The sequence below is a fragment of the Hyphomicrobium sp. B1 genome, from assembly GCF_049532635.1.
Taxonomy (GTDB): Bacteria; Pseudomonadota; Alphaproteobacteria; order Rhizobiales; family Hyphomicrobiaceae; genus Hyphomicrobium_B.
In genome coordinates, this window is the sequence record NZ_CP134871.1 from 1,912,631 (window position 1) to 1,932,275 (window position 19,645).

The window sequence follows — 19,645 nt, forward strand, 5'->3', positions numbered from 1 at the left end:
CCATGCGACTGAAAAACGTAGTGCATTCTTCGTTGCACTGCGAGAGGATTGTTTAGGCAGGGTTAGGATGCGACGGAGCTGATCGTCTATGGCGAACGCGACACTGACGATATCGTCGAAGAACTATTCATCTTGGTCGCTGCGCGGCTGGTTGCTGTGCCGGATGGCGGGCCTCGATTTCGACGAGGAGATCGTGACGCATGACGATCAGGAGATTCGCCAGGAGCTTCTGCTGCTCTCACCCTCGGTCCGGGTGCCACGGCTGATCCACGGCGCTGTGACGGTCTGGGACACGCTCGCGATTGCCGAATACATGGCGGAGATCGCGCCCGACGCCGGGCTGTTGCCCGCCGACCAGGCGACGCGCGCGCACTGCCGTTCGATCTCGGGCGAAATGCATTCCGGTTTCTACAACCTGCGCTCGGCTCTGCCGATGAACCTGAAGGCCCGTCACCAGTCCTTCAAGATCTTTTCCGGCGCCCGGCCGGACGTTGAGCGGATCAAGACTATCTGGCTGGAATGTCTCAGCAAATACGGTGGTCCCTATCTCTTCGGCGAGACGCCGACCGTCGCCGACGCGATGTACGCTCCCGTTTGCACCCGCTTCCGCACCTACGCCGTGCCGCTAGAACCGGAACTGTCGGGCTACTGCGAAACCATCTTCCACTGGCCGCTGATGCAGGAATGGACGCAAGGCGCGCTCGTCGAACCCGACGAGATCGTTGAACTCGAAGTTGAGTTTTAACCGCCGCTAGTATGTCGTCTCGGCTTCAGGGCTAAGGTCCTTTTCTCGCTTCGTATTGCGGCCCGATGGCGTTTGATCGGCGTGTCATCCCGGCCGAGCCCGTTCGCGAGACCTGGGACCAAAACCTCCATGCCAAATTTTGATGCATTGAAGCGCTTCGGACGCCACCGATGGCGAAAGCAAGGCGCGAAAGACCACACTGTGGCATTTCTGAACGCCCATTGAATGCTGCGACGGAAGACGAGAAATAAATCGTTTGAGAGCCGGTCGACGAATGACGATAGTGCGGCCGCGCCTTGGTCGTGCGCACCGGAATTCGGAAGTCTTCTGAGGGTTCATGAGCGCCATTGCAAAGAAGCCGGCTTGGGCCGTCGCGGGGAACCGCGCGCGTGCTTAGCCATTCAGCCAAGCCGGGCGAAGGCTATCGGCCGGATCTCGATGGACTGAGAGGCATCGCCGTCGCAGCGGTCGTGGCGTATCACCTCGACCTGCCGTTCGTGACCGGCGGCTTCGTCGGCGTTGATATTTTCTTCGTTCTGTCCGGCTTTCTGATTACCCGATTGATTGCCGCCGAACTGAGCGCCGGGACATTCAGTATCGCGCGTTTTTACGAGCGCCGCATCCGGCGCATCGTGCCCGCCCTTGTTTTCGTTTGCGCCTGCACGACGGTCGCGGCGATGGCGTTTCTTCTGCCCGACGAGCTGCAGCGTTACGCGTCGAGCCTGATGGCGGCAGCGCTGTCCTACAGTAACGTCTGGTTCTTCCAGCATTCCGGCTACTTCGATCCCGGCAGCGGCACCCAGCCGCTGCTCCATACCTGGAGCCTCGGCATCGAAGAGCAGTTCTACGTCGTCTTTCCGCTCGTGCTGATGGCGGTTTTTCGCTGGTGGCCGCGGGCGCTCGGCGTGACTGTTTGGCTGGCGTTCGCGGCATCGCTTGTCGCCAGCGTTGTCTTCCTGCCCGCGCATCCGATGGCGACGTTCTACCTCTTGCATTCCCGCGCTTGGGAACTCCTCGCTGGCTCCATCGTCGCGCTCGGGCTTTTGCCGCGCCCGACTTCACGCCTTCAAAGCGAAGCGGCGGCAGCGCTCGGCCTGACGGCAATCGCCGTCGCAATTTTTGCCTACACGTCTAAGACGCCGTTCCCCGGCGCCGCAGCCCTTCTGCCATGCGTCGGTACGGCGATGGCAATCTGGGCCGGCGAAGGGAGAAGCGGCGGCCCCGAAAGCGCTTTCGGCACGCGCGTGCTGACATTCCGGCCGCTGATGCTGCTCGGCCTTATCTCGTATAGTCTCTATCTTTGGCACTGGCCACTGATCGTCTTCACCAAGGTCCTGACAGCCGAACGCCTCTCCGGCATCGAGCAATTGGCACTCGCGACCGTCGCGATCGGCCTTGCCACCGCGACGTGGTATTTCGTCGAGCAGCCGTTCCGCAGCCGCGGCTCTGCGGGCTATTCGCCGAGTGCGATTTTCAAAGGCGGCACGCTGGGCCTTGGCGCGCTGACCGCCTCGGCGGCGATCCTCGTTGGGCTCAACGGCATGCCGCAGCGTTTCCCCGACGCCGTCCTCCAGATCGCCGCTGCGCAAGCCGATGCCAGCCCGCTGCGCGAGAAATGCCATTTCCACGGCGACGGTAAACGCTCCTTCGACGATACCTGCATCATCGGCGATGACGTCGCGCCAAGCGTCATCGTCTATGGCGACAGCCACGGCGCCGAATTCAGCGCCGCGCTGGGCGAGTTTGCGAAAGCCCGGCACGCCAGCGTCCGCCAGATCACGGCCTCGGGCTGCCCGCCCGCTGCCGGTTTCACGTTCCCGGCAGACGATCGCTGCGAGCACTACAACTCCGGCATCATCGACCGGCTGACGGCGATCTCTCCGGCGACCGTCGTGCTGGCAACCTATTCGCTCGCCTGGGATCGCGAATATCCCGATCAGTTCTGGCCGAGCTTCGAGCGCACCATCGCGACGCTGCAAGCCGCCGGGCATCGCGTCGTCGTCCTCGGCCCTGTGCCTGACCTACCTGAAGCATCCGGCATCCCGGCAGCGGTTGCGCGCTGGACGGCGAAGGGCCGCGACCCGAACGACTTTTCGTTCAAGTATGGCGCCAAGCAAGTCCATGCCGTCGAGGCGCGTCTGAACGCCATCGCGACGGAGCATGGAGCCGTCTTCGTTCCCGTGTCATCGGAGCTGTGCTCGGACAAACGCTGCAAGCCCTACACAGACGGCGCGGTGCTCTACTTCGACAACAACCATCTGTCGATGAGCGGCGCACAATTGATTGCCAGTCGCTTACTCGTGCCGGTGATCTGGCCCGAGCCCGATATTTCGCACCTCGGCACCGGTCCCGTGCCGTACTGACGGCGTCGGTCTGCGTGGGTCTTACATCTTCTCTTTGATGCCCGCGCGGATGAGCCACCAGTTCGCCGGAAAGCTGGTGACGAACCCGGCGACCATCGCGATCTGCATGGCAAACCAGAATACCGGACTGTCCGGCTTCGCCTGTTGGCCGAACGATGCACTGAAATAGCGTTGCGCCAGAAACATCAGTCCATACATCCCGATTTGCCAGCAGATCAGCGACAGCGCATCCGCCTTGAAGGCTTCGCGCAGTCCTTCGAGGGGCGCCAGCTTCCGCATCGGCACGATGGCGAAATATTGGAAGACGATGCCCAGCCCGAATGCGAGCACGAAATCGAGAATCCAGACGGCATACGTCTTGTCGGCAAAAATCGTTTTCCAGCCGAACAGAATAGCGATGGCCGGAAAGAGGAATGCCAGCGTCTCGGCAATCACGTCGCCGAGCGTGCAGCCCGCGCCGCAATGGAGCGTTCCTTTCGCCACCATGATCGGAAACGGCGTCTCCGGCGCTTGGCTTTTTTCGCTGTGAAGCGACGGCTCGGCGTTGCGTCCATACTTGAAATAAAGGGCCGCAACCAGCACCGTGCCGAACAGCGCCGTCACCGGCCACACCACATTCATGATCCCCATATGCTGGGGAAAACGCGCCACATCGACCAGGATCAGCGCCGCACATCCGACGCCCAGATAGAGCGCCGACCACGACAGAATGATCAACCAGTCGGGAAACGGTGCAGCGGCAGGCAACAGAACTTCCCTTCGCAACGGATACCTTTGAAAGCATCGCGCGCGACGGAAGTTCCATGCAGATAGGCGCTCACGCCTCCTTTGCCATCTCGCGCAATTTGAATTTCTGGATTTTGCCGGTCGACGTCTTCGGCACTTCTGCGAACACGATGTGGCGCGGAACCTTGTAGCGCGCGAGGCCCGCGCGGCACCACTCGATGATCTCATCGGCGGTCGCCGTGGTTCCCGGCCGCAGCTCGATGAAGGCGCACGGCGTCTCACCCCACTTCTCGTCGGGCTTTGCGACCACGGCGCAGAACGCCACCGCCGGATGCTTGTAAAGCACTTCTTCGACCTCGATCGACGAGATGTTCTCGCCGCCCGAGATGATGATGTCCTTCGAGCGATCTTTCAGCTGAATGTAGCCGTCCGGGTGCATCACGCCGAGATCTCCGGAATGGAACCACCCACCTGCGAACGCTTCATCCGTCGCCTTCTCGTTCTTGAGATAGCCCTTCATCACGATATTGCCGCGGAACATGACTTCGCCCAGCGTCTCGCCATCGGGCGTCACTTCCTGCATCGTCTCGGGGTCGCGAACGCTTAAGCCTTCGAGCGCCACATAGCGCACGCCCTGGCGGATGCGTTTGGCGCTGCGTTCGGCCGGTGGCAGGTCATTCCATGATGCATCCCATTCGTTGATCGTCGCCGGGCCATAGGTCTCCGTCAGCCCGTAGAGATGGGTCAAATGGAAACCGGCGTCCGTCATCGCCGCGATCACCGAAGCAGGCGGCGGGGCGGCCGCGTGATTGAACGCGACGACATGCTCGATCTTCTGCTTTTCGTCGTCCGGTGCGTTGAGCAGCGTCGCCATCACGATCGGCGCGCCGGAAAGATGCGAAACCTTGTGCGCCACGATGTAATCGTACATCGCCTTGGCGCGCACCCAGCGAAGACACACGTGCGTGCCTTGCACCATCGTGATCGTCCACGGGAAGCACCAGCCGTTGCAGTGGAACATCGGCAGTGTCCACAGATACACTGGGAAGCGTGTCATACCGGTCGAGATCGCGTTCGCGTAGCACATCAGCGCCGCGCCGCGATGATGATAGACGACGCCTTTCGGATTGCCCGTCGTGCCGGACGTATAGTTGAGCGAGATCGCTTCCCACTCGTCTTTCGGCCAGCGCCATTTGAAATCCGGATCACCCCCTTGCAGGAACGCTTCATAGTCGATTGACGAGAGCGCCTCGCCCGTCTGCGGGAATTCGAGATCGTTATAATCGATGATGATCGGCTTCACCTTGGCCATCGCCAAGGCCGGCTTCATGATGTTTGCGAACTCGCGGTCCGTGATGAGAACTTTCGCGCCGCCATGATCGAGCTGGAACGCGAGGATCGCTGGGTCAAGACGCGTGTTGAGTGTCAGCAGAACTGCGCCGAGCATTGGCACCGCGTAGTGCGCTTCGAGCATCGGCGGCGTGTTGGCGAGCATGACCGCGACGGTGTCGCCCGGTCCGATGTACTTCTGCGCCAGCGCACACGCGAGCTTTTTGCAACGGGTGTAGAAGTCCGCGTACGAGATGCGTGTGTTGCCGTGAATGATGGCTGTGTGGTTCGGCGCGGCGATCGCCGACCGCGGCAGGAACGAAAGGGGCGTTAACGGCTGATAGTTTGCCGGATTCTTATCGAGGTGGTGCTCAAAAGGGTTCGACACGATTGCTGCCCTGCTTCTTCCTGCACGCGAACGCTCAGACTTTCAAAGCCGAAAGCCGGTCCGAGCATGGGCCGACGCTAGCGAATGCGCCTTGAGCCGACAATGCCGGATTTCAGCTTGATCCACCAATGCGAGCAGCCGCGAGGGACGAGGGCAATCGTGCCATTGATCTAGATCATGTTTCAAATATTCATCTTGATGTTTAAAGCATCAATACTTAGGCATAAAGCGTTAGAATCGGCACAGGGGGTTTGCGCTTGATCACGGCCTCGCAGATGCGTGCAGGTCGCGCTCTTCTCGGCATCGACCAGCAGACGCTTGCCGACCGGGCTGGCGTCTCGCTGCCGACGATCCAGCGCATGGAAGCGAGCAGCGGCAATGTTCGCGGCGTCGTCGATACGTTGACGAAAGTCGTAGCAGCGTTCGAAGCCGCGGGCGTCGAACTCATCGGTGAGAATATGCCGAGCACCGGACAGGGCCGGGGCGTTCGTCTGAGGGAGCAGCAGCCCGTGAAGGCCGCGCCCCCGGCGCCGGGCCACGGCCGAGGCAAAAAGGGGAGCGTCTGAGTGCACCGGCACTTCTGAACGCCCGCAGATCTAAGCTTTCGCGACGACGACCGCCGACAGTGCAGCCGACGATCTCGCCGCTCCTTGTCAAAATGGGAGACGGAGACATGGACACTTCGGTAACCGGTAGATCCGCACGCGGACGACCGAGCTGGGCTGACCTGTTCACGCCCAAGCTCGTGACGGTCTTGCGTGAGGGATACCGCTGGAATGACCTGCGCGCCGATACCGTCGCGGGTCTGACCGTCGCCATCGTGGCTCTGCCTTTGTCGATGGCCATTGCCATAGGTTCCGGGCTCTCCCCGGAAAAAGGTTTGTTCACGGCCGTCGTCGGCGGCTTCCTGATTTCGGCGCTCGGCGGCAGCCGCTACCAGATCGGCGGCCCGGCCGGTGCCTTCATCGTGTTGATCGCGACCATCGTGGAACAGCGCGGCTATGACGGCCTGGTCTTGGCGACCGCGATGGCGGGCCTGATCATGATGGCGGCCGGCTTTCTGCGCCTCGGCACCTACATCAAGTATATCCCGTTTCCGGTGACGGTCGGTTTTACGGCTGGCATCGCCGTCATCATCTTCGCCAGCCAAATCAAGGATCTCCTGGGCCTCAATCTCGCGCATGAGCCAGCCGCGCTATTGCCCAAGCTCGCGGCGCTCGGTTCCCATATCGGAACGCTCAATCCGGCGACCATTGCAATCTCTATATTGTCGATTGCGTTGATCGTCGGCTTGCGCCGATGGAGGCCGACCTGGCCGGGAATGCTGATCGCCGTGGGCGTGACCTCTGTCCTCGCCTGGGCGTTGGGTCTCGACATCGCGACCATCGGCTCGCGGTTTGGCGAAGTGCCGCGCACGCTGCCCGCGCCGCATCTGCCGGCGTTCGATATTGCCAAATTACAGGCTGCGCTACCCGACGCCATTTCGATTGCACTGCTCGGCGCCATCGAAAGTTTGCTGTCCGCTGTCGTCGCCGACGGCATGACCGGTCGCCGTCACCGCTCGAATTGCGAACTCGTCGCGCAGGGCGCGGCCAACATTGCGGCCGTCACGTTCGGCGGCATGTGCGTGACGGGAACGATCGCGCGCACCGCCACGAACGTCCGCGCCGGAGCGCACGGCCCCGTTTCGGGCATGCTGCACGCGGTCTTCGTCCTGCTGTTCATGCTCGTGGCCGCGCCGCTCGCGGCCTATATTCCGCTTGCGAGCCTTGGCGGCGTTCTCGCGATCGTTTCCTGGAACATGGCGGAGAAGGCGGAGTTTGCTGCGCTGTTACGCTCCTCGTGGGGCGACGCCGCCGTTCTGCTCGCAACCTTTCTGCTGACGATTTTGGTCGATCTGACGACGGCCATTGCGGTCGGCGTGACGCTCGGCGCCTTCCTCTTTCTTCATCGCATGGCGGAAGCCGTCGAGATCGAAACCGGCGCGCCTCTCATCAGGGACGATGTCGCCGATGTCTCCGATACCGAGCAGCCCGTGGATCTCGGCAACGACGTGATGGTCTACCGCATTTCCGGCGCGTTCTTCTTCGGAGCGACCGCGGCCGTCGGCACGGTGCTGGACCGCGTTGGCGCCAGCCCGAAACTTTTCGTTTTGGATTTCGCGGACGTGCCGCTCGTGGACAGCACGGCGGCGCGCACGCTGGAGGGCTTTGCGCACAAGCTTACGCGCTCTGGGACGAAGCTTTATTTCACGTCAGCCAACCGGAACGTGCGTCGCACGCTCCTGGCTGCCGGACTTCGCACGCCGCTCGTGCATTATGCGGCGCAGATCGAGGATGCGGTCGCTTCGTACCGGAGCGGAAAGACGATCAAGTAACGGCGAACAGCCGTTACTCGTCTTCGGACTCGTCCTTGGGTGCAGACGACATTTCCTTGAGCTTGGCGAAAACGCGAGCCTGCTCTTGCTCGGGCGTCTCTTCAGATTCTTCAGCAGCCTTCGGCGCCAGAATTTCGGCTCGAGCCGTCGTCTCGGCGGCGGGCAGCAGCGTCCCGGCGCGTTCCAACTCTTCGCCGCCAGTTTCCTTGCGATCTCGCTCCGTGCGGCGTGCAGCCTTCTTCACCTCGGCATCGAGATCGATCTGCGAGCAAAGGCCGAGCGTCACCGGATCCTGCGGCGTCAGCTGTGCCGAGTTCCAGTGCGTGCGGTCACGGATTTGCGCAATCGTCGGCTTCGTCGTCCCGACAAGGCGCATGATCTGGCTGTCTTTCAATTCCGGATGGTTACGCAGCAGCCAGAGCACCGCGTTCGGCCGGTCATGACGGCGCGAAACCGGCGTGTAGCGCGGTCCCTTGCGCGTTTGCGGCATCGGCGGCAGCTCGACCTTGCTGACGGCAAGCTGGAGCTTATGAGAAAGGTTCTTTTCGCCCCGCGCGATTTCTTCGCGCGTCAGCTGCCCCGTCGTCACGGGGTCCATGCCTTTGATCCCCTGCGCGACTTCGCCGTCGGCGATACCCTTAACCTCAAGCGGATGCAGGCCGCAGAATTCGGCAATCTGATCGAAGGAGAGCGCCGTGTTCTCCACCAGCCAAACGGCGGTGGCTTTCGGCATTAGGGGGCGGCGGTCGCTCATGATGTCCTCGTTCGGTCCTTCGCAACGGGTCGCGAAGGGCGGCTAAAACGGTAAATTAAAGGGGAATGGTCCTTTATAACGCCTCCAACCGCCTCGATGCAAGGCTCATTGCCTTAATCAAATGCAACAAGGCCGCAGCCATAACTGGTCCAGTATGGTTGCAGCCAGCGTTTGTAGCGGGTTAGTGTTCGAGAAAAATGGCTTGGTCCAATGATCTGGCTCAATAACATGCAGGGACGTCTGAATGCTCGCAACAGCCGGCCGAACCAAATATTTCGAAGACTTAGAGGTCGGTCAGGAAGCCTCGATGTCGCGAATAGTCAGCGAGGCGGATATCGTTGCCTACGCGGCGCTGTCTGGTGACTACAACCCGGTCCACCTCGACTCTGAATACGCCGCCAAGACGATCTTTAAGGAACGGATTGCGCACGGCATTCTGTCGGCGGGCTATATCTCGGCCATTTTCGGCATGAAGCTGCCCGGTCCCGGCGCCATTTACATTTCCCAGACGCTGAATTTCCGCGGCCCCGTCAAGATTGACGACCGCGTCGAAACCCTGGTCCGGCTCGTCGAACTCATTCCCGATAAAAAGCGCGCGCGCTTCGAGTGCTTGTGCTCCGTCGCAGGTAAGCCGGTGCTGACCGGCGAAGCGGTTCTGATGGTTCCTGGCCGGCCGAGGTAAAGGCAGTCTAGCCCGCGATCGTTTTCCCTTAATAGGTATGCCACCGGGAACTCCGACGAGGCTGCGCCGAATGCACGTCATCCATGGATACAAGCACGTTCCGCCGGAATATCGCGGTTCGGCCGTCGCCATCGGCAATTTCGACGGCGTCCATCGCGGCCATCGGGCGCTGATCTCGGAGGCAAAATCGCGCGCTGCCGAAAAGCACGTCCGCGCATCGGTGCTGACCTTCGAGCCTTATCCGCGCGAGTTTTTCCAGCCGAACGAGGCCCACTTCCGGTTGACGCCGCTCAGGCGCAAACTCGAGATCTTCGCGGGCCTCGGTCTCGATATTGCGTTTGTCGAGCCGTTCAACGCCGAAATCTCCGGGCTGACTGCCGAAGACTTCATCCAGCGCGTGATCGTGGCGGGCCTTGGCGCCAGCCACGTCGTGATCGGCTACGACTTTTATTTCGGCCATAAGCGCAGCGGCAATCCGGAGATGATGTTGCGCGCCGGGGAAGAACTTGGATTTGGAGTGACCGTCATGCCGCCAGTCGCCGAAGCGGGCGAACCGTTCTCTTCCTCGGCCATCAGGCTCTATCTGGCGCAGGGCGACGTCAAAGGCGCCGCCCACATGCTGGGTGAGGCTTGGCGCGTTGCGGGCAAGGTCGTCGGCGGCGCCAAGCGTGGCACCGGCATGGGTTACCCGACCGCCAACCTGCCGATGCCGAAGGGGACGACGCTCGGCCATGGCATTTATGCTGTGAAGGCCTATTTCGACGGCGTGCCGCATGACGCCGCCGCCTATCTCGGCACCCGGCCGACGTTCGACGACGGCATGCCGGTGCTGGAAGTCTTCCTTTTCGACTTCAACGGCGACCTCTATGGCCGCGACATGGAAGTCGAATTCATTGATTTCATTCGCGCCGACCGGAAATTTCACACGGTCGAAGAGCTGGTCGCCCAGATGGCCAAAGACATCGCCGCCGTGAAGGCCGTTCTGGCCAAGTCTTAACCCTAGTCATCCTGGGGGCTCGGCCCGACGATGCATAGGGCCGCGAAGCAAGTGGATAAATGGATCCTCGGCACAAAGCCGAGGATGACAGGCTGAAAACATCCAATCTCATCACCCCAGACGGAGGTCGGGGCCGAGCCAAGCCGGATACAAAGGCGATTTCCAAGGCTTGTCTGGATCCTGGCCTGCACCGGGACGATGTCAGATAGCGACAGGGTGGCGGCCGGGCACAGGATGACTTGGCGGGCGCACCTTGCTAGAACCCGCGCTGATTTCCTTTGGAATTGAAAGCTCAACTGATGTCGAAAGACGCCAAGGCCGCCGACAAGGCAGGCGCAACTCCTGAAGCCGCCGCCGGACGCGACTGGGGCAAAACGCTGTTTCTGCCGCAGACCGACTTTCCCATGCGCGCCGGGTTGCCCGAACTCGAACCGAAACTGCTGAAGCGCTGGGACAAGATCGGCCTTTATGAAAAGTTGCGCTCGCAGTCGAAAGGCCGTGTGAAGTTTACGCTGCACGACGGCCCGCCTTACGCCAACGGCAACATCCATATCGGCCACGCGTTAAACAAGATCCTGAAGGACCTGGTCGTTAAATCGCACCAGATGCTCGGCAACGATTCGAACTACGTTCCGGGCTGGGACTGCCACGGCCTGCCGATCGAATGGAAGATCGAGGAGCAGTATCGCGCCAAGGGCAACGAGAAACCGAACTTCTCCGATCCCGTAGCGATCAACGCCTTCCGCGACGAATGCCGGAAATTCGCGGCCCATTGGATCGATATCCAGCGCGAGGAATTCAAACGTCTCGGCGTCATCGGCGATTGGGAACGCCCGTACCTGACGATGGACTACCGCGCCGAGAGCATCATCGCGCGTGAGCTGATGAAGTTCGCCGCCACCGGTCAGCTCTACCGCGGCTCTAAACCCGTCATGTGGTCCGTCGTCGAGAAGACGGCGCTGGCTGAGGCTGAAATCGAGTACCAGGATTATCAGTCCGACACGATCTGGGTGAAGTTCCCAGCGAAGGCGCTCCCGGAACTCGACTACATCTCGCAAGCCGATCTGCCGCCCGAACTCCATCCCGAGTGGACGCCGGACAATCTACTTGGCGCCTCCGTCGTCATCTGGACGACGACGCCGTGGACGATTCCCGGCAATCGCGCGATCAGCTTCTCCTCGAAAATCACCTATGGGCTTTACGAGGTGACGGCTGCGCCCGACGGCAACTGGGCGAAGGTCGGCGACCGTTACATCCTGGCCGATAAGCTTGCCGCCGACGTGATGAAGGCAGCCAAGGTCGAAGCGTACGAGAAGCGCGAAACAGTCAGCGCCTTCGAGCTGCGCCATCTCGTATGTGAGCATCCGCTGCGCGACCTCGGCTATGCCTTCGATGTGCCGATGCTCGACGGCGATCACGTCACCGACGACGCCGGTACGGGCTTCGTCCACACCGCGCCAGGCCACGGCGCTGACGATTACAACATCTGGATCGCGAACCAGAAGAAGCTGCGCGATCGCGGCATCGACACCGAAATCCCCTTCACCGTCGACGCCGACGGCATGCTGACGAAATTAGCACCCGGCTTCGAAGGCAAGCGCGTGTTGAAAGAGAACGGCGATAAGGGCGACGCCAACGACGCCGTCATCAAGGCGTTGGCCGAAGCCGGAAACATCATCGCCCGCGGACGCTTGAAGCATCAGTATCCGCACTCGTGGCGTTCGAAGAAGCCGGTCATCTTTCGCAACACGCCGCAGTGGTTCATCTCGATGGATAAACCACTTTCCGCGCTTGGCGGCCGGCTCCCCGAAGGGGAGTCGCCAAGCGCCAACAAAAGAGGACATAATGCGCCAACGCTCCGCCAGCTTGCACTCGACGAGATCAAGCGTGTCGCGTGGGTGCCGGCAGCAGGTGAGAACCGCATCACCGGCATGATCGAGAACCGGCCCGACTGGGTCGTCTCGCGCCAGCGTGCGTGGGGCGTGCCGATCACCGTTTTCCGCAACGTCGAGACGGACGAGGTCATCCCCGGCCCGGGCTTCGAAAAGTCGGACGAGCTGATCGCTCGCATCGAAAAAGCCTTCTACGAAAAAGGCGCCGACGTCTGGTTCGAGGAAGGCGCGAAAGATCGCTTCCTCAAAGGCTTCATCTCGCCGAAAGACAAGAACAAGTGGGAGCAGGTGAAAGACGTGCTCGACGTCTGGTTCGATTCAGGCTCGACGCATGCCTTCACGCTTGAAGATCCGACGGCTTTCCCCGGTTTCAAAGGCCTACGCCGCAAGCGCGAGGGTGGCCAGGACCGCGTCATGTATCTCGAAGGCTCCGACCAGCATCGCGGCTGGTTCCATTCGTCCCTGCTTGAAAGCTGCGGTACGCGCGGCGACGCGCCCTACGACATCGTGCTGACTCACGGCTTCGTGCTGGATGAGAAGGGGCAGAAGATGTCGAAGTCGCTCGGCAATGTCGTCGCGCCGCAGGATGTGATGTCGAAGTCCGGCGCCGATATTCTTCGCCTCTGGGTTTCCGCGTCCGATTATTCCGACGATCTGCGCATCGGCTCGGAAATCCTGAAGACATTCTCGGAAACCTACCGCAAGCTGCGGAACACGCTACGCTGGATGCTCGGCGCGTTGGCGCACTTCAAGCCCGAAGAAGCCGTGCCGGTAACCGCAATGAAGCCGTTCGAGCTTGAGCGGCTCATGCTGCATCGTCTTGCCGAACTCGATCACGAGATCCGCAAGGCCTATGAGCACTACGACTATCGCAAGATCATCGGCCTGCTCTCGCAGTTCATGAATACCGAGCTGTCGGCATTCTATTTCGACATCCGCAAGGACACGCTCTACTGCGAAGCGCCGTCGAGCCTGAAGCGCAAGGCGGCGCTCACCGTCATCGACAAGCTGTGCGATGCGCTGATCCGCTGGCTCGCGCCGATCCTGTCGTTCACCGCAGAAGAGGCATGGCTGCTCTACAAGCCCGATGAAGCCGAGAGCGTGCACTTAATGCCATTCCCGAAGATTCCGCGCGAGTGGCGCGACGACAATCTGGCTGCCAAGTGGGATCGCGTGAAGGAAGTCCGCAGCGTCGTGACAGGCGCGCTCGAAATCGCCCGAGCCGAAAAGAAAATCGGCTCATCGCTCGAAGCCGCGCCCGACGTGTTCGTCACCGACGCGGATTTGATGTCGGGTCTTGACGGCGTCGACATGGCGGAAGTCTGCATCACGTCGGGCATTTCGATCTCGGCCGATGCGCCGCCAAGCGGTGCCTTCACGCTTCCGAACGAGCCCGGCGTTGGCGTTGTCGTAAAACGCGCCGAAGGGAAAAAGTGCGCGCGTTCGTGGCGCATCACGAAGGACGTCGGTTCCGATCCGGCGTATCCGGAACTGTCGGCGCGCGACGCCGCCGCCATGCGCGAGATCGACGCCGGAGCAACGGTATGACGGATATAGCGTCCTCGCGAAGCATCTTCTGGAGCCGCTCGGCGCCGCTGGCGTTTGCCGTCATCGTCCTGACGATGGCAATCGACCAGTTCCACAAGTGGTGGATGCTGCACGTCTACGACATCGAAGCGAAGGGCCGCGTCACGGTCGGTCCGTTCCTCGATCTCGTCTACGTCAAGAACATCGGCATCAGCTATTCGCTCTTCAATCAGGCGAGCATGACCGGCCAATATTTGCTCGTTGCTTTTGCCGTAGCCGCCAGCTTCGGTCTGTGGCTTTGGCTCAACTGGAGCCGTGGCAGCCGCCTCATGGCCTTAAGCCTCGGACTGATCATTGGCGGCGCGCTCGGCAATGCCATCGATCGGCTGCATCTGGGCGGTGTTGCCGATTTCTTCTCGTTCCACGCCTACGGTTTTCACTGGTACGTCTTCAACATCGCTGATGTAGCCATCGTTGCCGGGGTAATTGGCTTGTTGTATGAGTCCTTCAGGGGCGAGTCGCATTAGCGCCGCAAAGTCGGCCTAACTCGGCTTCGGGGGCGTGTCGGTGGGACACGGACATAAAAGCATGTCGTTGAAAAACGGTCCGAAAATCAGTTTCTGCGTATCGGCGCTGACGCTGGTTCTGGCTGGCTGCGGCGGAATTGACGGCGTGCAATTGAACGGCAAGGTCTTTGACGCTGTTGGTTTGAACGGCCCGTCCACCCCGGAAGGCGATCCCAAAATGGCCGTCCGCCAGCCGCTGACGCTGCCGCCGACAGACTCGCTGCCGCCACCCGGAAGCGGAAGGGCCGACCAGCCGTCGCTTGCCTCCATTCAAGACCCCGATCGAAAGAAGGTTGTCGATCAGGCCGCGCTCGAAAAGCAGCAGGCGGAATATTGCCAGAAGAACTACACGGAGCCGATGCAGCGGGGCGACTCGTCTGCCGAATCCGCGTCGGGTCCGCTTGGCTCATGTCATCCGTCGATTTTCACGGCCGTTCAGAAGTGGACGCAGAAAAAGCCCTATGAGGACACCGGCGGCGAAGACACTTCGTCGACGCAGTGATCGCCCCAAAAGCGCAATAACCAAATATTTCCATCGCCGTAAAAATATTGATCGGGGCGGGGTTTGACGCGCCTTGAGATGAACGCCTTGTCATTTGACTTTGATTGCCCATCTGCCGCTCACTGGCACGGCTTCCCGCTATCCGGCGTCCGCGCCTTCTCGCGAAAGTAATCCCCGGCTCTGCAGTTTGGGGTAGGATCAAAAACGCTAGGGAGCAAACTACTGCATTCGGTTCGAAGGATCGCCATAATGCGTCTAGCGACGTGCTCCCGTATTAGCCTCTTAACCGTATTGGCCACCCTGATGCTCGCAGTTACCCCACACGCCCGCGCCGCCGACGGCAGCACCCGTGCTTCGGAATTCAAGCTGTCGAACGGCATGGAAGTCGTCGTCATTCCGGATCATCGCTCTCCGGTCGTAACCCACATGGTCTGGTATCGGGTCGGCGCCGCAGACGAAGTGCTCGGCAAGTCCGGCATCGCTCACTTCCTTGAGCATCTGATGTTCAAATCGACCGACAAGATTCCGGTCGGCGAATTCTCCAAGATCGTCAGCCGTCTCGGCGGCCAGGACAACGCTTTCACCGGCAACGACGCGACCGCCTATTTTCAGCGCGTCTCGAAAGACCGTCTCGGCAAGATGATGGAGATGGAAGCCGACCGCATGGTCAACCTGCGGCTCGACGAAAAGGAAGTGCTGACCGAGCGGAACGTCATCCTCGAGGAGCGCCGCTCGCGCATCGATAACAATCCCTCTGCGTTGCTCGATGAGCAGATGAACGCCGCGCTCTATCTCAATCACCCGTATCATAAGCCGGTGATCGGCTGGTATCGCGAGATGGCGCAGCTCTCGCGTCAGGATGCGCTTGATTTCTACAAGCACTATTACGCGCCAAACAACGCCATCCTGGTCGTCTCGGGCGACGTCACCGATGCCGAAGTGAAGAAGCTCGCCGAAGACACCTATGGCAAGATCCCAGCCAATCCGGCCGTCTCTTCCGTTCGCCATCGTCCGGGCGAGCCGCCGCAGCTTGTCGCGCGCCGCTTAGTGCTGAAAGATCCCCGAGCGGGCAATTACCTGATGCAGCGTTACTATCAGGCGCCGAGCTACGTAACGGCCAAGCCCGGCGAAGCCGAAGCGCTTGACCTGCTGATGAAGATCGCAGGCTCGGGCTCCACCAGCCGCATCTACAAGAAGCTCGTCGTCGAGCAGAAAATCGCCTCCAGCGCCGGCGGTGATTATTCCGGCTACGGTCTCGACGGCGGCACGATCTCGCTCTACGGCATCGCCGCCGATGGCGTGCCGCTCGAAAAGGTCGAAGCCGGCATCGATGCTGTCCTGGCCGACATCGTCAAGAACGGCGTCACCGACGCAGAGCTGACGCGCGCCAAGAACAGCTATCTCGCCGACTACGTCTACGACAGCGACAATCAGGCGACGCTCGCGCGCCGCTATGGCTGGAACCTCGCCGTCGGCCGCACGGTCGCCGAAGTCGAAGCGTGGCCCGACAATATCTCCAAGGTCACGACCGACGACGTGAAGAAAGCCGCTGCTCAGTACCTCGACATCAAGGATTCGGTGACGGGTTACCTCGTTCCCGACCAGTCGGGCGTTGCCCAGGCCAACGACGATCTTCCGCCCCCGTCCGCAGGCGGCGTATTGAGGTGATATTGATGACAGTAATCTCACGCGCGGCTGCAAAGGTCGTTCACCATGCAGCCCGCCTCGGCATCGTCTCGGCCCTTCCGGCCTTGGCTCTGTTGTTCACCGCATCCGCCAGTCAGCCAGCATCAGCAATGAATATTCAGAAAATCAAATCTCCCGGTGGTATCGAGGCATGGCTCGTCGAAGAGCACAGCGTTCCTCTGCTGTCTTTGCGTTACGCATTTGACGGTGGCAGCAGCCAGGACCCGGTCGGCAAGGAAGGCCTCGCCAACTTCCTCACCGCGATGATGGACGAGGGTGCCGGCGACATCAAATCCGAAGACTATCAGGAGCGCATGGAAAATATCGCCATGCGCATGAGCTACGACGACAGCAAGGATTCGCTCTACGGTTCGTTCGAGACGTTGACGAAGAACCGCGATAAGGCCGTAGAGCTGTTGAAGCTTTCCGTGCAGAAGCCGCGCTTCGACACCGATGCCGTCGAGCGCATCAAGCAGCAGCTTCTCGCCAACCTCGCCTATGCCGATAAAGATCCCGACAAGGTCGCAATCCGTGAATGGTACGCGCAGGCTTTCCCGAACCATCCTTACGGCCGTTCGGCGACGGGCACGGCCGAAACCGTCTCGAAGATCACGCGCGATGATCTCGTCGCCTATCACAAGAACAACTTCGCGCGCGACAATCTGAAGGTCGTCGCGGTCGGAGATATCAACGCTGCCGAGCTTGGCAAGCTGCTCGATGATGTCTTCGGCGGCCTGCCCGCCAAGGCCGATCTGGCGCCCGTCGCCCAGACTGCGCCGGTGAAGGGCGGCAGCCAGAAGATCGTCGAAATGGGCGTGCCGCAATCGGTCGCCGTGTTCGGCATGGGTGCCATGCCGCGCAAGGACCCGGATTTCATCACCGCTTTCGTCGTCAACCACATCCTCGGCGGTGGCGGTTTCTCGGCCAAGCTGATGGAAGAGGTCCGCGAAAAGCGCGGTTTGGCTTATTCGGTTTACACCTATCTGCAGCCCTATCAGCACGCATCGATCCTTGTCGGCAGCGTCGCGACCAAGAACGCGTCGATGGCTGAGAGCCTCAAGATCATCCGTAGCGAAATGAAGAAGATGGCCGACAACGGCCCGACAGCGGAAGACCTTCAGGCGGCGAAAGATTATCTCACGGGCTCTTATGCGTTGCGCTTCGACACCAACTCGAAGATCGCCTCGCAGCTTCTGGGCCTGATGCAGGAAGGGTTCGGCCCCGACTACGTAGAGAACCGCAATGCGATGATCAACGCCGTCACGCTGGCCGATGCCAAGCGTGTCGCTGCTCGCTTCCTGCAGCCCGACAATCTGGTCGTCACGATTGTCGGTAAGCCGGTGGGCATGAACTCCGCTGCAACACCGCCGGTTCTACAACCCGCGGTCGCCGCCCCCACCCGTGGCTGACAAAAAGCAAAAATGCCATCTTTGGATTTAATCCGAGGATGGCATTTGTGACCCCGTTTCCATTTACATCGTCCTGGCGGCGGCCGGGACCCAGCCAAGCAGAACAACTGCGGTGCCTGACCGGGGCCGATACGGCTCGCGCAGGCTCTTCGTCGGCATAACGGCCGGTCTGTCCCGCGTCTTTGCGGCACATCTCTTAGGCACATGTCCCATAACTGTTGGCACGCCGGTTAACGCTCCCCTTGGCATAACGCGAAGCGCACTTGGCCGCACATCCGAAATCGGTTAGGCCGGAACGGATTTAGGTAGGGAGCGTTGAAGCGGCCATGCAAGACGGGCAGCGACACGACGGGAATATGTTTCAGCAGAATATTGACGGGTGCCTCGAAAACGCGATTGGCCAACACGGTCTCGCGCCTCAGGCTTACGCCTCTTGGCTCGACAGCATCGGGCCGCATGTCGAAACCCTGAAAGACGACTATCGCAAGGACCGTCTCCCGCTTCTGCGCATCGCCGAGGAGGAGCAGGACATCGCTGACGCCGAAGCGGCGCTCGCGAAACTTTCCGAAGGCGCCAAGACGCTCGTCTTCTTCGGCACCGGCGGATCGAGCCTCGGCGGCGAGACTTTCGCGCAGATCGCAGGCTGGGGCATTTACGGCGTCGCGCTTCCGGGACAGGGCAAGCGTCCTCGTACGCGCTTCTACGCCAATCTCGACGGCGGTACGCTGCAAGGTGTTCTCGACTCGCTAGACCTGCCGACGACGCGCTTCATCGTGACGTCGAAATCTGGGGGCACCGCCGAAACACTGGCGCAAACGATCGCCGCGTTGACGGTGGTGAAAGCCGCGGGTCTCGAAGCGCAAATCCCGAAAATGTTTCTCGGCATCACCGAGCCCGACAAGCCCGGCAAGACGAATGGCCTGCGCACGCTTCTGTCGACGTTCGGTATTCCCATGCTCGAGCATCACACCGGCATCGGCGGCCGCTTTTCGTGCCTGACCAACGTCGGGCTGATGGCGGCTCTCGCGCGCGGTCTTGATGCGCGCGCCATTCGCGCTGGCGCCAAGAGCGTGGTCGACGCGCTTCTCGCCGCCAAGTCCGCGGCTGATTTCGCGCCGGCCGTCGGCGCCGCCACAGCCGTCGCGCTGTCGAAGGAAAAAGGCATCGCCACGCTCGTAATGATGCCCTACGCCGACAAGCTCGGCCGACTCTCGGCGTGGTTCGTGCAACTCTGGGCAGAAAGCCTCGGCAAGGGCGGCGAGGGGACGACGCCGATCGGCGCGCTTGGCCCCCTTGACCAGCACAGCCAGCTCCAGCTTTTCATGGATGGTCCGCACGATCACTATTTGACGATTCTACGTGTCGCGAGCGAGGGCGTTGGCCCCAGGATAGACCCGGAACTCGCGCGAATCGCTGGCGCCGAAATGCTTGGCGGCCACACCGTCGGCGATATCGTCTCCGCCCAGTCGCATGCTCTGCCTGAGGCTTTGGCGCGCGCTGGGCGTCCGGTGCGAACAATCGACATTGCAAAACTCGACGAAAAGACCATCGGTGCGCTGCTGATGCATTTTATGATTGAAACGATTCTCGCGGGGCGCTTGCTCGGTGTCGATCCCTTCGATCAACCGGGTGTCGAGCTTGCGAAGGTCCTGACGAGAGAGCGCCTCGCGAAAGGCGCTTAGGCGCCTTTTGACTGGGGGAA

Annotated in this window: 15 protein-coding genes; 12 read left to right on the forward strand and 3 right to left on the reverse strand. The window is 61.1% G+C overall.

The genetic code is table 11. From position 1 onward, the window contains the following. Positions 1–88: 88 nt before the first annotated feature. Entirely contained in the window at positions 89–745 is a 657-nt protein-coding gene (locus tag RLW55_RS09245) for a glutathione S-transferase family protein (protein WP_409561021.1), read from the forward strand. A gap of 389 nt (positions 746–1,134) precedes the next feature. Beyond that, positions 1,135–3,108, forward strand: coding sequence for an acyltransferase family protein (locus RLW55_RS09250; protein WP_423416239.1), 1,974 nt, complete (start codon positions 1,135–1,137; stop codon positions 3,106–3,108). 21 nt (positions 3,109–3,129) lie between these two features. Here RLW55_RS09250 and RLW55_RS09255 read toward each other — a convergent pair whose 3' ends face one another. Further along, positions 3,130–3,855 (reverse strand): DUF4396 domain-containing protein, encoded by a 726-nt coding sequence (locus tag RLW55_RS09255; protein ID WP_423416240.1) that lies wholly within the window; start codon positions 3,853–3,855, stop codon positions 3,130–3,132. A gap of 70 nt (positions 3,856–3,925) precedes the next feature. After that, entirely contained in the window at positions 3,926–5,551 is a 1,626-nt protein-coding gene (locus RLW55_RS09260; protein ID WP_423416241.1) for an acyl-CoA synthetase, read from the reverse strand. A 257-nt stretch (positions 5,552–5,808) separates the two neighbouring features. Here RLW55_RS09260 and RLW55_RS09265 point away from each other — a divergent pair, with 257 nt between their 5' ends. After that, a complete protein-coding gene (locus RLW55_RS09265; RefSeq protein ID WP_423416242.1) occupies positions 5,809–6,117 on the forward strand; it encodes a helix-turn-helix domain-containing protein in 309 nt (102 codons plus the stop codon). Between the two features lie 107 nt (positions 6,118–6,224). Next, complete coding sequence (locus RLW55_RS09270) at positions 6,225–7,928, forward strand: SulP family inorganic anion transporter (RefSeq protein ID WP_423416243.1); 1,704 nt, start codon at positions 6,225–6,227, stop codon at positions 7,926–7,928. Positions 7,929–7,941: 13 nt separating this feature from the next. On the opposite strand, the gene RLW55_RS09275 is transcribed toward RLW55_RS09270, so the two are convergent. Beyond that, positions 7,942–8,682 (reverse strand): DUF1013 domain-containing protein, encoded by a 741-nt coding sequence (locus RLW55_RS09275; RefSeq protein WP_414463905.1) that lies wholly within the window; start codon positions 8,680–8,682, stop codon positions 7,942–7,944. Between the two features lie 244 nt (positions 8,683–8,926). Between RLW55_RS09275 and RLW55_RS09280 the strand changes: the two genes are divergently transcribed. The 8 genes from RLW55_RS09280 (at position 8,927) to RLW55_RS09315 (ending at position 19,625) form a co-directional block, all read left to right on the forward strand. Then, positions 8,927–9,364 (forward strand): MaoC family dehydratase, encoded by a 438-nt coding sequence (locus RLW55_RS09280; protein WP_409561015.1) that lies wholly within the window; start codon positions 8,927–8,929, stop codon positions 9,362–9,364. A 70-nt stretch (positions 9,365–9,434) separates the two neighbouring features. Next, positions 9,435–10,361, forward strand: a complete 927-nt coding sequence (locus tag RLW55_RS09285; protein WP_423416244.1) for a bifunctional riboflavin kinase/FAD synthetase — start codon at positions 9,435–9,437, stop codon at positions 10,359–10,361. Between the two features lie 299 nt (positions 10,362–10,660). Beyond that, positions 10,661–13,801, forward strand: coding sequence for an isoleucine--tRNA ligase (gene ileS / locus RLW55_RS09290; protein ID WP_423416245.1), 3,141 nt, complete (start codon positions 10,661–10,663; stop codon positions 13,799–13,801). After that, positions 13,798–14,307, forward strand: a complete 510-nt coding sequence (gene lspA, locus RLW55_RS09295) for a signal peptidase II (protein ID WP_423416246.1) — start codon at positions 13,798–13,800, stop codon at positions 14,305–14,307. The genes ileS and lspA overlap by 4 nt, the downstream gene beginning before the upstream one ends. Positions 14,308–14,368: 61 nt before the next feature. Then, positions 14,369–14,848 carry a hypothetical protein gene (locus tag RLW55_RS09300; protein WP_409561011.1) on the forward strand — a complete coding sequence of 160 codons (480 nt, stop codon included), beginning with the start codon at positions 14,369–14,371 and terminating at the stop codon, positions 14,846–14,848. A gap of 303 nt (positions 14,849–15,151) precedes the next feature. Continuing rightward, a complete protein-coding gene (locus RLW55_RS09305) occupies positions 15,152–16,516 on the forward strand; it encodes a M16 family metallopeptidase (RefSeq protein ID WP_409561010.1) in 1,365 nt (454 codons plus the stop codon). Between the two features lie 5 nt (positions 16,517–16,521). Next, positions 16,522–17,943 (forward strand): M16 family metallopeptidase, encoded by a 1,422-nt coding sequence (locus RLW55_RS09310; RefSeq protein ID WP_423416247.1) that lies wholly within the window; start codon positions 16,522–16,524, stop codon positions 17,941–17,943. 356 nt (positions 17,944–18,299) lie between these two features. Continuing rightward, positions 18,300–19,625, forward strand: coding sequence for a glucose-6-phosphate isomerase (locus RLW55_RS09315; protein WP_423416248.1), 1,326 nt, complete (start codon positions 18,300–18,302; stop codon positions 19,623–19,625). The last annotated feature ends 20 nt before the right edge of the window (positions 19,626–19,645 follow it).

Bases quoted from the DNA above. Each gene is read 5' to 3' on its own strand.
- RLW55_RS09245 (WP_409561021.1), top strand. From the start codon at position 89: ATGGCGAACGCGACACTGACGATATCGTCGAAGAACTATTCATCTTGG.
- lspA (WP_423416246.1), top strand. From the start codon at position 13,798: ATGACGGATATAGCGTCCTCGCGAAGCATCTTCTGGAGCCGCTCGGCG.
- ileS (WP_423416245.1), top strand. From the start codon at position 10,661: ATGTCGAAAGACGCCAAGGCCGCCGACAAGGCAGGCGCAACTCCTGAA.
- RLW55_RS09305 (WP_409561010.1), top strand. From the start codon at position 15,152: ATGCTCGCAGTTACCCCACACGCCCGCGCCGCCGACGGCAGCACCCGT.
- RLW55_RS09275 (WP_414463905.1), bottom strand. From the start codon at position 8,682: ATGAGCGACCGCCGCCCCCTAATGCCGAAAGCCACCGCCGTTTGGCTG.
- RLW55_RS09285 (WP_423416244.1), top strand. From the start codon at position 9,435: ATGCACGTCATCCATGGATACAAGCACGTTCCGCCGGAATATCGCGGT.
- RLW55_RS09270 (WP_423416243.1), top strand. From the start codon at position 6,225: ATGGACACTTCGGTAACCGGTAGATCCGCACGCGGACGACCGAGCTGG.
- RLW55_RS09300 (WP_409561011.1), top strand. From the start codon at position 14,369: ATGTCGTTGAAAAACGGTCCGAAAATCAGTTTCTGCGTATCGGCGCTG.
- RLW55_RS09280 (WP_409561015.1), top strand. From the start codon at position 8,927: ATGCTCGCAACAGCCGGCCGAACCAAATATTTCGAAGACTTAGAGGTC.
- RLW55_RS09310 (WP_423416247.1), top strand. From the start codon at position 16,522: ATGACAGTAATCTCACGCGCGGCTGCAAAGGTCGTTCACCATGCAGCC.
- RLW55_RS09315 (WP_423416248.1), top strand. From the start codon at position 18,300: ATGTTTCAGCAGAATATTGACGGGTGCCTCGAAAACGCGATTGGCCAA.